At 41.4% G+C, this 13,530-nt stretch carries 13 protein-coding genes; 5 read left to right on the top strand and 8 right to left on the bottom strand.

Annotated features, from left to right (window positions below; translation table 11 throughout):
• Positions 1-83: 83 nt before the first annotated feature.
• Together LPAF129_RS08235 and LPAF129_RS08230 are read left to right on the top strand one after the other, a co-directional pair.
• On the top strand, positions 84-530 hold the full coding sequence (locus tag LPAF129_RS08235) for a MarR family winged helix-turn-helix transcriptional regulator (RefSeq protein WP_244055978.1): 447 nt from the start codon (positions 84-86) through the stop codon (positions 528-530).
• Positions 520-1,953: an MDR family MFS transporter gene (locus LPAF129_RS08230; protein ID WP_244055964.1), complete on the top strand. Its 1,434-nt coding sequence runs from the start codon at positions 520-522 to the stop codon at positions 1,951-1,953. The genes LPAF129_RS08235 and LPAF129_RS08230 overlap by 11 nt, the downstream gene beginning before the upstream one ends.
• A 201-nt stretch (positions 1,954-2,154) precedes the next feature.
• Here the strand turns inward: LPAF129_RS08230 and LPAF129_RS08225 are convergent, their stop codons facing one another.
• The 4 genes from LPAF129_RS08225 to LPAF129_RS08210 are packed head-to-tail and all read right to left on the bottom strand — an operon-like array spanning position 2,155 to position 7,312.
• Entirely contained in the window at positions 2,155-3,114 is a 960-nt protein-coding gene (locus LPAF129_RS08225; RefSeq protein ID WP_244055962.1) for a hypothetical protein, read from the bottom strand.
• Between the two features lie 17 nt (positions 3,115-3,131).
• Positions 3,132-4,967, bottom strand: a complete 1,836-nt coding sequence (locus LPAF129_RS08220) for an ABC transporter ATP-binding protein (RefSeq protein ID WP_244055960.1) — start codon at positions 4,965-4,967, stop codon at positions 3,132-3,134.
• Positions 4,967-6,703 (bottom strand): ABC transporter ATP-binding protein, encoded by a 1,737-nt coding sequence (locus tag LPAF129_RS08215; protein WP_244055958.1) that lies wholly within the window; start codon positions 6,701-6,703, stop codon positions 4,967-4,969. Before LPAF129_RS08215 ends, LPAF129_RS08220 begins: the two co-directional genes overlap by 1 nt.
• Before the next feature lie 48 nt (positions 6,704-6,751).
• Positions 6,752-7,312 carry a MarR family winged helix-turn-helix transcriptional regulator gene (locus LPAF129_RS08210; RefSeq protein ID WP_244055956.1) on the bottom strand — a complete coding sequence of 187 codons (561 nt, stop codon included), beginning with the start codon at positions 7,310-7,312 and terminating at the stop codon, positions 6,752-6,754.
• 517 nt (positions 7,313-7,829) lie between these two features.
• Between LPAF129_RS08210 and LPAF129_RS08205 the strand changes: the two genes are divergently transcribed.
• The 3 genes from LPAF129_RS08205 to LPAF129_RS08195 all read left to right on the top strand — a co-directional run bounded on the left by LPAF129_RS08205 (position 7,830) and on the right by LPAF129_RS08195 (position 11,768).
• A complete protein-coding gene (locus LPAF129_RS08205) occupies positions 7,830-8,231 on the top strand; it encodes a hypothetical protein (protein WP_244055938.1) in 402 nt (133 codons plus the stop codon).
• Positions 8,232-8,456: 225 nt separating this feature from the next.
• Positions 8,457-9,830: an NAD-dependent succinate-semialdehyde dehydrogenase gene (locus LPAF129_RS08200; protein WP_244055936.1), complete on the top strand. Its 1,374-nt coding sequence runs from the start codon at positions 8,457-8,459 to the stop codon at positions 9,828-9,830.
• Positions 9,831-10,139: 309 nt separating this feature from the next.
• Positions 10,140-11,768, top strand: coding sequence for a peptide ABC transporter substrate-binding protein (locus LPAF129_RS08195; RefSeq protein ID WP_244055935.1), 1,629 nt, complete (start codon positions 10,140-10,142; stop codon positions 11,766-11,768).
• A gap of 280 nt (positions 11,769-12,048) precedes the next feature.
• Here the strand turns inward: LPAF129_RS08195 and LPAF129_RS08190 are convergent, their stop codons facing one another.
• The 4 genes from LPAF129_RS08190 to LPAF129_RS11310 form a co-directional block, all read right to left on the bottom strand.
• The gene (locus LPAF129_RS08190) at positions 12,049-12,315 is read right to left on the bottom strand and encodes a hypothetical protein (protein ID WP_244055933.1); all 267 of its coding nucleotides are present in this window, start codon (positions 12,313-12,315) and stop codon (positions 12,049-12,051) included.
• Positions 12,316-12,434: 119 nt separating this feature from the next.
• Positions 12,435-12,701, bottom strand: a complete 267-nt coding sequence (locus tag LPAF129_RS08185; protein ID WP_244055931.1) for a hypothetical protein — start codon at positions 12,699-12,701, stop codon at positions 12,435-12,437.
• 31 nt (positions 12,702-12,732) lie between these two features.
• Entirely contained in the window at positions 12,733-13,254 is a 522-nt protein-coding gene (locus LPAF129_RS08180; protein WP_244055930.1) for a GNAT family N-acetyltransferase, read from the bottom strand.
• Between the two features lie 201 nt (positions 13,255-13,455).
• The coding region (locus tag LPAF129_RS11310; protein WP_373875042.1) for an IS3 family transposase at positions 13,456-13,530 on the bottom strand (75 nt) is incomplete at its 5' end.

Here is a 13,530-nt window from a genome sequence, read left to right as displayed (position 1 = left end):
TATTCATTGCTGACATTTCTTATACGAAATGTTCTTACAGGAATAAATTGGATTCAACTAATCATTTAATAACGAGGTGCACCATGGAAATTGATGAAAATGTCCGCCATATCGTTTACTTACTGCGGGCAACACGACAACAAACTAGAAAACTATTTTACGCGCAAGCAACTAAACACGGGCTCACAGAATCATGGTGCCTGGTTCTCGGTGTTTTAAGCCGAACTGACAACTGTTCACTCGGTCAGTTAGCCAAACTGATCCATGTTGGCAACAGCACAACTTCCGGCATTGTGGAACGAATGGCAGCAGCCGGACTAATCACTAAAAATCGTTTAGCAAACAACCAACGACAAGTAGTCATTACGTTAACCGCCAAGGGACAAGAAACCTATGAGCGTGTCCAGCAGGAGTATTGGGGCGTTTTGGCTCCGTTAGCCGACCTGCCAGCCGGAAAAGCGACTGAAATCATTGAAAACTTAACAGAATTAACTACTAAACTAGAGGAGATCACACAGAATGGCAAGTAACACACTAAATCTTGAAGAACAACGCGCAAACAATAAAAAAATGATGCCAGTCTTGGTGATTGGGACCTTCTTAGGCTTTCTAAACCAAACCTTGATGAACGTCGCATTACCTAAGATCATGCAAACTTTCTCGATCACCGCAGCTCAGGGCCAGTGGTTGTCCAATGGGTACATGTTGGTGAACGGGATCATGGTGCCGCTGACTGCTTATCTCATTCAACGTTTCTCGACCCGGCAATTATACTTAACAGCGATGTCAATTTTCGCAGTCGGAACGGTGATTGGCGGAATCGCACCAACCTACTCAATTTTAATTGTAGGCCGGATGGTCCAAGCTGCTGGAGCGGGGATCATCGCACCACTGATGAACGTTTCCATTATGAATATGTATTCCATGAATGAACGTGGGCGTGCTATGGGCTGGGTTGGCTTAGCGCTAAACTTCGCTCCGGCAATGGGGCCGACCTTATCCGGTTACTTAGTCCAAAACTTAAGCTGGCGCTACCTCTTTTTCCTAGTGGCACCACTGATCATTATTGATATTATCTTTGCGGCGAAAGTTCTCCGCAATTTGACAGAAGCACAAAAATTACCGTTGAACTGGGGTGGCGTTGTTCTCTCTAGCGTCGGGTTAGGCTCACTTTTACTGGGCTTCAGTAATGCCGGGGACTACGGCGTTGCTTCCCTCAATGTTTTAGGTTACGTCATTATCGGGGTCGCCGTAGTTGCCGTCTTTGTCTACCAACAAATTCATTCCAAAGTTAAACTGCTCAACTTTAACGTCTTTAAATATCATAACTTTAACGTGGCAGTAATCATCAACATCTTTTTAATGATGGCTCAATACGGCGGAATGTTGTTACTACCTTTGTACATGCAAAACATTCGTGGTTATAGTGCCATGATCTCTGGCTTAGCCTTATTACCAGGTGCTCTTGTCACTGGGATCATGTCGCCGATCAGTGGGAACCTCTATGACCGTTATGGTGCAAAGTATATGTCATTAATAGGTACAATGATCTTATTCCTTGGGACGATCATGTTGAGCCGGGTCTCAATGACTTCGACCTTTGCTTGGGTCGCTGGCTCACAGGCAGTTCGGCAACTAGGACTGTCACTAATAATCATGCCAATTCAAACTGAAGCACTCAACTGTTTGCCGCCAAAGATCATTCCTGATGGTTCCGCCATGTATACCACGATCCGGCAGGTCGCAGGTTCATTTGGGACAGCCGTTTTGATTGGTATCATGAGCTTGATTCAAAAAAGTAAGGTTGCTGCCTTGGCTGTTCACCATTCGATGCACTATGCAACGGAAAATGGTGCCTTGCAAGCTACAAGCTACACCTACTTAATTGCTGCAGCTTGTATCGTTGTTGCTTGCTGCTTAACCCTAAAATTCAGTACGCTAAGAAAAAATTAAGATTATTAACTTGGAGTTGTCCTGCGGGGCAGCTCTTTTTATTTTGCAAATTTAGCCGGCTATCCTGATTGCTAACCCTGTTTTGTCAAACTTAGGGGAGCTATCCCGATTGCTAACCCTGTTTTGCCTAACTTAGGGGAGCTATCCGCAACAGCATCCAAAAAGAGCCGCCCCGATATTTCTCGGAGCGGCTCTGGTGTTTTATTTCAATAAATAAATGTACAACTGATCAGCTGACAGTCCAATACTAAAAGTAACACCATTGGAATGAATCGACTTGATCGTTGTCTGTGAAGACTTATCTGCATTCATATTCTTCTTAAATTGCTTTAAGACATCCTTTGGATCAGCACCCACAGCGGCAGCTAAGGTCGAGAACTTCAAGACGAAATCCTTCGCCTTGGCCTGATTTTTCATGACCTTAACAGGGACCGCAACAGCTAGCGCATTAACTTTTTGGTCATCCACGTTAGCGCGTAACAAGAATTCCTTGTTCTTTTGCAAATTGTGGATCCCATCTTTAGCAGTGGCTGGCAATTGCTGGTCCTTAACTGCTTGTTGTGCCTGCACTAATTTAGGTTGGAGTACAGCTTGCTGTTGTTGTAGTTTTTGTGCTGCAGCCTTTAATTTAGCCCCGGCTTGAGCCTGTTTTTGCAGGTCTGCAACCGCTGCAGGATCCTGCTTTTGTGCAATCGTTTTTTGATCAGCAGCGACCTTGGCAGCAATTTTTTGCTGGTCCGCCTTCAGTTGCTGACCTTGTTTTTGCAAGCCCATTAAAGCTTGTTGGTCTTTGGCAGAAAGCTTCGTCAACACCAATCCTTGGTCAAAGGCTTGTTTGATTTTAGCGTAACTTCCTAATGACTTCACTGCATCCACTGTCACGGTTTGCTTTTTAGCCCCCGCTGACAAATGGACAGTTTGCTTGCTAGTTTGCACAGGAACCATCACCGTATAGGCTGAATTCTGCGCTTTAACTGTCTTTTTAGCTGCGTCATCGATTTGATAAGAAACCTTTTTCTGATTAGTTTCACCCTTGATCACTACGGCTAAGCCGTCTGCTTTCAAATGATGGTCAGACACAGTTAATTTCGTGCGGCCGCATCCAGTCAAAAGCAATGCAGCTGACGCGAGTACTAAAGCTAACTCACTAAATTTTTTCATAAAACATTGCCTCCTAACTAAAATGACAAACCACTAGTAAACTGACTGTTATACAGGTCGGCGTAGAAACCATCCAAGGCCAATAATTGGTCATGGGTCCCAGTTTCAACCACAGAACCATGATTCATCACGATGATATTGTCAGCATTTTGAATCGTTGACAGTCGGTGAGCGACCACGAAACTTGTCCGCCCTTTTAACAAACGTTCCATCGCATGTTGAATATGAGTTTCAGTTCTCGTATCAACCGAACTTGTTGCTTCGTCCAAAATCAAGATCTCAGGGTTAGCTAAGAATGCCCGTGCAATTGTGATCAGCTGACGTTGTCCTTGAGAAACGTTCGAGCCTGATTCATTCAAGACAGTATCATAGCCGTCTGGCAAACGCCGAACAAAATTATCGACGTGGGCCGCTTTGGCTGCCGCCATAATTTCTTCTTCTGTAGCGTCTTCTCGACCGTATTTAATATTGTCATAAATCGAACCTGAAAACAGCCAAGTATCTTGCAAGACCATCGCAAAATGCCGGCGCAAATCTTCTCTGTCAATATCACGAGTATCTACTCCATTCAAGCGAATGCTGCCGCCCTTAATATCGTAGAAGCGTTCCAGCAAGTTAATAATCGTGGTCTTACCAGCACCAGTTGGTCCAACAATTGCGACCTGCTGACCCGGTTTAACTTCCAAATTGTAGTCCGTTAACAATAAGTCTTTGCCTTCATAACCAAACTGAACATGTTCCAATTCGATCAAGTTATCTGTAGACTCAACTTCACGGTCTGCTTTTGTCGCTTTCATTTCTTCTTCATCCATCACTTCAAAGATTCGTTCTGCTGAAGCAATTGTAACTTGAATCGTGTTCATCAAGTTGGCCATTTGTGAAATTGGCTGAGAGAACTGGTTCATGTACTGTAAGAAGGCCTGAATATTACCTAAAGTTACGGCACCATTTGCGACTTGGATTCCACCAACAATGGCAACAAAGACGTAGCCAATGTTATTCAAGAAAATCATCAATGGCATCACGATCCCAGCAACAAACTGTGCTTTCCAGGAAGATTTGAAGTAATTTTCATTTTCCCGTTTGAAAGCTTTGATCGTATCTGCTTGTTTATTAAAGGTCTTTAAGACTTGTTGACCAGCAAAGTTTTCTTCAACCTGGTCGTTGATCAAACCTAAACTCTTTTGTTGGGCTGCAAAATACTTTTGTGATTTAGGAGCGACGACCCCAACAACTATCATACTAACTGGAATCGTCAGTAAGGCGATCAAGGTCAGCTTCCAACTAATTGAAAACATCATCCACAGTGTCCCGACAAATTGAACGACACTGGTAACTGCTTGGGTCAAGTTTTGTTGCAAGATCCCAGCAACGTTATCCATATCATTAACTGCCCGACTCATAATGTCACCATTACTATGTGTATCATAGTAATTGATCGGCAGTTTCTGCATTTTGTCTTTCAAATCACCCCGCATTTTATAAACTGTGTTTTGTGAAATGTAAGTCATGATCAACTGTTGGAAAAAGGCGAACACTGCCGCTGCCAAATACATCAAAATGACGACAATAATAATGTGCAAGATCTTGTCATAGTTGATCGGCAAACCGAGCAGATTAAACCCAGCCTTTTGTTGAGACGTGCCCTTCATAACACCCTTAAAAATTTCAGTCGTTGCTTCACCTAAAACCTTGGGGGTCCTAATTTGGAAAATGACACTAACGATCGCAAGGATCAAGACAACAACTAACCCAAAGATTCGGTTAGACATATAATTTAGTAAGCGACGAGTCGTTTTCCAAAAGTTCTTTGGTTTACGTCTGCCTGCTTGTGCATGTGGTCCTCTTGCCATTAAGCTTCATCTCCCTTTCTGATTTGTGAATCGATAATTTCTTGGTACACTTGATTACTTTCTTTCAATTCTGCGTGCGTCCCTTGACCGACAACTTCACCGTCATCTAAGACTAAAATCAAGTCGGCATCAGCAACCGTGGCAATTCGTTGGGCCACGATCACAATAATACTTTGACGCATATGTTCATCATTTTTCAGTGCCTGACGTAAAACGGCATCAGTCTTAAAGTCCAAGGCTGAAAATGAATCATCAAAGACATAAATGGCAGCTTGTTTGACTAAGGCCCGAGCAATGGTCAAACGCTGACGCTGGCCACCAGAATAGTTGTCCCCGTTTTGTTCAACGTATTGGTCCAAACCTTCCGGATTTTCCCGCACAAAGTCTGATGCTTGCGCAATGTCTAAGGCGTGCCAGATTTCTTCATCAGTCGCATCCTTTTTACCAAATTTCATATTATCACGTAAGGTCCCCTTAAATAAGATCGCCTTTTGTGGGACAAATGAAACCATGTCTTGTAAATCATGCAAACCGTAGCGTTTTAAATTGTTGCCATCCAAACTCACCTGACCAGCTGCAACGTCATATAGGCGTGGAATTAAGTTGATCAATGAAGTTTTACCGGAACCAGTTCCACCGATCAAGCCAATCGTTTGACCACTTTTAGCCTGAAAATTAACGTTCGTCAGCACTGGTTTTTCGGCGTTAGCGTAACGGTAATCAACATGTTCAAATTCCAAACTATGGTCGCCTAAAGCACGGTCACTCTTGACTGGTGCATCGTCTTCAGCTAACTCTGAGCTTAAATCAAAGACTTCCTGGATCCGTTTGGCAGAAGCTTGTGCCCGCGGGATCATAATGAAAACCATCGAGAGCATCATGAAACTCATTAAGATCTGTGCCGCATAGGTCATGAAGGCAATCAAATTTCCGACTTGCATAGCTTGACTGCCGATCAACTTCGCACCAAACCAGACAATGGCAACGTTAGTTCCACTCATGATCATTTGAATCACAGGGAAGGAGAAAGCCATGATGATGTTAACGTTAATCGCATTTTGCGTGAAATCTTTGTTAGCATCTTCAAAACGATCTTGTTCAAACTGATCTTGACGGAAAGCCCGAATCACCCGGACACCCGTTAAACCTTCACGAAAGACCCGGTTCAACCGGTCAGTCTTGGTCTGCATTGCTTTAAATTTCGGCACTGCAAAATATAACAGGATCCCGACAAAGATTAATAAAATCGGCAGGACAACCAAGAAGATCGAGGTGAGTTGATGGTTCTTGTTGTAAGCCAAGAAACTGGCGCCAATCAGCATCACAAGTGCCATCAGCATCATTCGTAACATCATAATATAAACGTTTTGAATTTGGATGACATCGTTGGTTGTTCTGGTGATCATTGATGAAGTTTCAATTTGATCATATTCATCATTAGACATGTTGATAACCTTCGTATAAATATCATCACGTAAATTAGAACCTAACTTCATCGAAGCACGTGACGATAAAAAGACGTTACAGGTTGCGGCAATAATGCTCAACAATGAGAAGCCCAGCATTTTTAAACCAACCCGCCAGATATAATCAATATCGCCGTTAACAACCCCATTGTTAACAATATCGGAAGTTAAGTTTGGCAAATTCAAGTTAGCGATCACTTGAAGTACCATAAAGAAGACTGCGCCAATCACTACCCAAATTGACATTCGTCCTTTAGCAAGTTTAAACATCTCTCCATACTCCTTTTTACAGCTGTAATTCTAGTTATTAACCAAAAACTAACTGTTATTTTTTTCTTGCTGTTCCATCATTTTTAAAAACTCGCCTGGCTCTTTATCAGGGTCATTTTCTAACTGCTTGATCATTTCAAAATGTCGGCGCGGATCTTCATAAAAGGTCTCATGCCGATTTCCTTCCGGCAACTCTTTTTGCATAGTTGCACTGAGTTTGCTTAGTAAATGAATAAATTGTTTCTGCTCTTCTGGCGCTAACGTCTGAAAGAGTTGAATATTATGCCCTGCAGTCACTTTTTTGGCAACTTTCTTGCCCTCGTCCGTTAAATGGATCATCATGATCCGTCGGTCAGTTTCAGCCGGATGCCGCTCTACCAAATGATTTTTTTCGAGCTTGACCAGCAATTCTCCCAAAGACTGGGGACGAACTGCCAACAAGTAAGTCAGGTCTTTTTGCGAAATATTTGGCCGCAAATTTAGAACTGATAAAATTCGGCCTTGTCCTTGCAGCAAATTCCCATACTTACCGTGATTTTTATGGTGCTCATTAACATAACGACGGAACAATTTAGCAAAGATAATAAACTGTTCAGTGATTTCATCCATTGAATAAACATCCTCATTTCCAAATAATCGAGCAAAGTGAGACAGCTTAGCCTGCACATGTATGCCGGCTAGTTCAACAGGTCTCACAAAACTCAACTATTTCTATTTAATCAGCAGCAGTTCGCGCTAACTGACTACTGCTTAATATTATTAACACCTGCAGCTAAAAAACTGAGGCGTCAAATAGTCTATTTTAAAAACACTTTGAATATAATACAGGTACCTGAACAATTTGTCAAATCAAACTAACCAATAATTTAAAATAATCTTAGTTTCAGTTAAATTTAGGTCAAAAGCGGCAAATAATTAAGCAAAATTTATAGATTCATTTCTTTTTAAATAGTAAAAAAATTAAGTTGTCCACAAAGTTTCTCACAATAGCCAAATGTATGCCCATGTGGTATATTATATTGTAGAAAACGCACTCAAAACCAATTAAAAATCAACCTTAATTTGAAACTGCGAGTTTTTAAATTAAGTTTTACGTTAACATTTCAATTACAAAGGAGTGATTATTATGGACCGCACTCTCCAGAGTATCAAAAACATGCAGCTCGAACTGGATAAAATTCAGCAAAAATTAACTAACTTAGAAGCTTCCCTAAAATTTGAGCAACATACCCTAAAGGCACCGCTGAATAAAATTATTACCGACCTCGATTCGTTAGTTGACTTAGAATATAATCTGGTGTTAATTCAGCAAGGTGATCTCTCAACGTCCTTAAATGACCTGACTTTTATCGATCAATTTATTGATTTGATCATCTCACACTTAATGCACATTCAAAGAAATACCAATGTTAAGCTTAGCCGCCAACAAGACGAAACTATCAGTGACATCAACCAAAACCTAATGCACGTCCAAGGCTCGTTAATGATCGTCATGAACTCATTTAACTTAGATACGGAAAGTTCATAAACAACTAGACCAATTTATTAAGAAAGAGTAAAGATTTAGTATAAAAGATACTTTTCACAACTAGACCTTTCCCTAACAGCCACTAGCTTTACACCCTTTTAACCGACCTTTTTCTGCGTTAAAGTGTGTGAAGCTTTTTGGTTGCTTATTAAAATTATCGTGCTATATTAATTTTTGAAAGCGGTTATAAAAAGAGCCGTTTAAAATTAAGGAGTGGAAAAATTCATGGCATATAAAACTACTTATCCATACACAGGCGAAGTTTTAAAGGAATACAGCAACGCAACAGAACAGGACCTAGAACAAGCTTTAACAACTGGTCACGCACTTTACAAGACTTGGCGTGACTCCCCTGTTTCAGAACGGGCTGCACTCTTACATCAAATCGCAGGCCTGATGAAGGAACGAAAAGAAGAATTAGCACAAGCAATGACTTACGATATGGGGAAACTTTTAACCGAAGCACTTGGTGAAGTTGACTTATGTATCGGGATCGTTGAATACTACGCACAAAATGGCGAAAAATTCATGGAATCTGTTCCAGTGGAAAGCCCTGCCGGTCGTGCTTACTACGCTAAGCAATCAACTGGTGTGATCGTGGCGGTTGAACCATGGAACTTCCCACTTTACCAAGTTGTCCGGGTTTTTGCACCAAACTTTATCGTTGGTAACCCAATGATCTTAAAGCATGCTTCAATTTGCCCAACCTCAGCTCAATTGTTTGCTGACTTGGTGATCGATGCTGGTGCACCAAAAGGAGCCTTGACGAACCTCTTTATCAGCTATGACTTAGTTTCAAAAGCCATCCATGACCCACGTGTCGCTGGTGTCTGCTTGACTGGTTCCGAACGCGGCGGTGCATCCGTGGCTAAAGAAGCTGGGGAAGCTTTGAAGAAATCTACCCTTGAATTGGGCGGAAATGATGCCTTTATCGTTTTAGACGACGCTGACTTTGACAAAGTAAAAGAAGTTGCTCCGGGAGCACGTCTTTACAATGCCGGACAAGTCTGCACGTCTTCCAAGCGCTTTATCGTGATGGCCGACAAATTTGACGAATTCGTGGCTAACTTAAAAGAAGGTTTCGCCAACGCCAAAATGGGTGATCCAATGGATCCAGAAACTGTTGTTGCCCCACTTTCTTCAAAGAGCGCCCAAGAAAAATTGCAAAAACAAGTTGATACTGCCATCGCTAATGGTGCAACTTTAGTCTACGGAAATGAACCCGTAAAAGGCGACGGTTTCTTCTTCCAGCCAACAATTTTAACTGACATTACTAAGGACAACCCGATCTACAACCAAGAAATGTTTGGACCTGTGGGTGTGGTTTACAAGGTTAACTCTGAACAAGAAGCCATTGATCTGGCCAACGATTCCAGTTATGGCTTAGGAAACACAATTTTCTCCAGCAACCGTGAACACGCACAAAAAGTTGCCGAACAAATTGAAACTGGCATGTCCTTTATCAATTCTGGCTGGGCTTCCTTACCTGAACTACCATTTGGCGGGGTCAAAAACTCCGGCTATGGTCGTGAATTAAGTGAACTTGGCTTCGATGCCTTCGTTAACCAGCACTTAGTTTTTGAACCAACTGAAGCATAAGAGGCTTCTCACTAAATACAGTTTGCTTCTAAAAAAATTCTAATTAAATTTAACTGACTTTCCGTTGGTCTCAAACTAACAGGAAAGTCAGTTTTATTTTACATAATGTCCGCCTAGCGTCAGAGTAATCGTTTGCATCAATAAAAAAATATCAAAGGCTTTATTCCCGTAAAAATCCCATGAGACCGGCGTTTATCTGCTTAATTAAAATTAGCTAACCTTCCTCAAGCTAGTGTTATGCTTTGTCATTTTTTCACAGATAGAATATAATTTAACTAAAGGCTGATTTTATAGAAAAGGAAGATGGCTATGAAAGCTAGAAAAACAGTATCTCTTGCTGCGACAGTACTGGCACTCGGTTTAACTTTGACCGCGTGCGGTTCGAAGTCCAGCAAGTCAGACGATCAACAAGTCCTCAATTGGAGTGAAGCAACTGAACTTTCATCTTTGGATCCGTCAAAGGCAACTGATTCGCAAAGTTTCGATATGCTAGGTAACGCAATGGAAGGTCTCTACCGCCTAGGAAAGAATTCCAAGGTTGAACCTGGAATCGCTAAATCAACTAAGGTCAGCAAGGATAAACTACATTACACGTTCAATTTGCGTAAAAATGCTAAATGGAGTAACGGCGACCCTGTCACTGCCAAAGACTTTGTCTACTCCTGGAAACGAACTGTCGATCCTAAGACCAGTTCATCATATTCTTACCTCTTCGATGGTGTCGCTAATGCCAACGATATCATCAACGGGAAAAAGAAGCCGCAAACCTTAGGAATCAAAGCCACGGGTAAATACCAACTTAAAGTCACGCTGGACAAACAAGTCCCTTATTTCAAGTTATTAATGGGCTTCCCAGTTTTCTTCCCGCAAAATGAAAGTGCCGTAAACAAATACGGTTCTCGTTACGGGACAGAATCCAAATACATGGTCTACGATGGTCCGTTTGTCATGAAAGGCTGGACTGGTTCTAACCTCAGCTGGAAATTCAAGAAAAACAACCACTATTGGGACAAGAAGAACGTTAAGTTGAATGCTATTAACTTTAAGGTCAACAAGAGCCCAACTACTGCTTATAACCTGTATCAATCCGGAAAAAGCGATTTTTCACAGTTAAGTACAGAACAAGCACGGCAATTAAACAAAAAACCTGGTTTTGAAGTTGAAAAGAGTGGGCAAATGACCTACCTTGAATTCAATCAAAAGCAAGCAGCCTTTAAGAATGCTAAGATCCGTCGCGCTATCTCACTTTCGATCAACCGCAAGCAACTTGCTTCGAAGATCATGGGTGAAGGAACGGAATTACCAAATTCGATCGTACCAAATGGTCTGGCCGAAAATCACGGCAAGGACTTCTCACAGTCCGCTAAGACTAATGATTTCCGCTTTGATGAAGCAGAAGCAAAACGGTTATTCAATGAAGGCTTAGCTGAAATTGGCCAAACTCAATTACGCTTTACCCTCTTAGGTGCTGATACCGATCAAAGTAAAGATTCAACAGCCTTCATTCAAAGCCAAATCGAGCAGCATTTAGGCTCTGACAAGGTGCGTGTCGATGTTTCAAACGTACCGCTAAAAACACGTTTGTCTCGTTCACGTGAAGGTAACTTCGATGTCGTTGCCGCTAACTGGGTCGCTGACTATAATGATCCAATTTCATTTATGGAACTCTTCACGACTGGCAATGAATACAACGATGGTTCCTGGTCAAACGCTGAATACGATCGTTTAGTCAACGCGGCCAAGACCACCAACGCAGCCGATCCTGACAAGCGCTGGGATGACATGCTGCAGGCTTCTAAGATCTTAAGTCGCGACATGGGTGTTTCCCCACTTTACCAGCAAAACTCACCAGAAATGGTCAGTCCAAAATTGAAGGGCTTGATCGTCAACTCAGCTGGTGTGATGTATAACTGGAAAAACGCGTATATGAAAGAATAACAGAGCGGAAAAACTCGCTTAGAAGATGAGCACTAAAGAACAAGGCTAACTAATGCGCTTTTGGCATTGATTAGCCTTGTTTATTAGGCGGAGTCTTCTGAGTTTTGGAGCTCGACTAATAACAGAGCGGAAAAACTCGCCTCGCGGATTCTGCCCAATGTTAAAAATCAAGCAACTAAAAAAGCAGCTGACCACCGCACTTTAACTAGTGCGAGTGGTCAGCTGCTTTTTAACGTAATCATTGCTGGCGAAAATTATCATTCTCATATTAGTATTTGGTTTAAACTCGGTTACTCTCGGTCAAAAACCGACTTTCAATTTGTTCTTGTAACTGGCTTGTTTGAAATTGGTCGCTATCATCAGCTTGGTGTGTTTCTTTATTATATCGTCTGATTTGTCCCATCAGATTGCTAAAATCCAAGACTGATAATGAATATGTCCGGTCAGTTGCTTTTTGATCTTCATGATACTTTTTCAAAATTCGGTGCTTGGGACCCAAATATATATCATAATTTTGAAACTTTGCAATTAAATCATTTTTTGTCACAACTACTACCTCCTATACCTCCAGTATAGTCCTATTTGCTTAGACTATTCAATGGTATGTACCTGAAGCCAAACAAAGTCAGTCGGCCTGTCCCCGATTTTTTTCAGGCCGAATGACGATCAACGTAAAAACTGTTGCTCAATATAGTCTTTGATATACCCCTTTTTTTCTGTTTCAGCGTGTTTGTACTGATAAATGTAGTTCTTTAAATAAGCCATCATTTCAGTCGAAAATTGGTAATGTTTATCTTCCCACCCATATTTCGCAACTAAATCCATACTATACCGCTGGACGACATTATCATGTTCATCCGCATAAAGCACAAAATCAGGAAAATCGACCAATAATTTATAACCAACTAATTCATTGTCCAGGTCATGTGTCATATGATCAACTCCTCTATTGTTTTGCTACTAATTAATCCTGTGACTGACCGCGTCTTGTTTTGATAAAATCACGCTTCATAATTCCCATAAAGTGACTATCGCGATAAGTTCCACGAGCATAAAACTGTTCTTTCATTGTTCCTTCTAGTTGAAAGCCTAGTTTTTTATAAACATGAATTGCTGGCTTATTAGCAGTATCCACATACAAGAAGACCTTATGCATATTCAACACGTAAAAAGCATGTTCTAGCGCACTTTCCATCGCTCTTTGGGCTAACTTTCTACCACGAAACTTACTCATAACGATCACCTGAATCTCACAAGTCCGCGGCACATAATCAATATCCATTAATTCAACGACACCAGCGAATTCACCAGCCTCTTGAATTACAAACCGTCGTTCATGAGTATCATGAATATGCTTTTCATATAACTCTTCCAGTTCACCGTATGATTCATAAGGCTCCTCGAACCAATAAGCCATCGTATCTTCCTGATTACGGATCTTGTGAACCTCTTTTAAATCCTGATGTTCTAAGGGCCTAATTATCAATTTCTATCCTCTCCTTTCCTTTATTTTACCAAAGCTCAGCCATATCACAAAGAAAATCGCCTAAAATCCCCAGATTCATCCATTATTATCACAAAGTTAGGGTCAGCTCTTTTCCTTGAAATCACTTAACTTAAGTTTGAACATAAAAAAGCCAGGGGCATGATTGAAGTGCAACAAAAAAGTTAGACATTTAAATAAGTTTTAACTAGTTAAGACCTGTTTTCGGTATTCTACCGGAGATAGGCCTTTTGTTTTCAAAGAAATTCGTTCATTATT

This window comes from Ligilactobacillus pabuli (genome assembly GCF_022836475.1).
GTDB classification, from domain to species: domain Bacteria; phylum Bacillota; class Bacilli; order Lactobacillales; family Lactobacillaceae; genus Ligilactobacillus; species Ligilactobacillus pabuli.
Note: the sequence above shows the minus strand (reverse complement) of the source record. Positions and strands in the feature narration are given on the sequence as shown.

Bases quoted from the DNA above. Each gene is read 5' to 3' on its own strand.
- LPAF129_RS08235 (WP_244055978.1), top strand. From the start codon at position 84: ATGGAAATTGATGAAAATGTCCGCCATATCGTTTACTTACTGCGGGCA.
- LPAF129_RS08230 (WP_244055964.1), top strand. From the start codon at position 520: ATGGCAAGTAACACACTAAATCTTGAAGAACAACGCGCAAACAATAAA.
- LPAF129_RS08225 (WP_244055962.1), bottom strand. From the start codon at position 3,114: ATGAAAAAATTTAGTGAGTTAGCTTTAGTACTCGCGTCAGCTGCATTG.
- LPAF129_RS08220 (WP_244055960.1), bottom strand. From the start codon at position 4,967: ATGGCAAGAGGACCACATGCACAAGCAGGCAGACGTAAACCAAAGAAC.
- LPAF129_RS08215 (WP_244055958.1), bottom strand. From the start codon at position 6,703: ATGTTTAAACTTGCTAAAGGACGAATGTCAATTTGGGTAGTGATTGGC.
- LPAF129_RS08210 (WP_244055956.1), bottom strand. From the start codon at position 7,312: ATGGATGAAATCACTGAACAGTTTATTATCTTTGCTAAATTGTTCCGT.
- LPAF129_RS08205 (WP_244055938.1), top strand. From the start codon at position 7,830: ATGGACCGCACTCTCCAGAGTATCAAAAACATGCAGCTCGAACTGGAT.
- LPAF129_RS08200 (WP_244055936.1), top strand. From the start codon at position 8,457: ATGGCATATAAAACTACTTATCCATACACAGGCGAAGTTTTAAAGGAA.
- LPAF129_RS08195 (WP_244055935.1), top strand. From the start codon at position 10,140: ATGAAAGCTAGAAAAACAGTATCTCTTGCTGCGACAGTACTGGCACTC.
- LPAF129_RS08185 (WP_244055931.1), bottom strand. From the start codon at position 12,701: ATGACACATGACCTGGACAATGAATTAGTTGGTTATAAATTATTGGTC.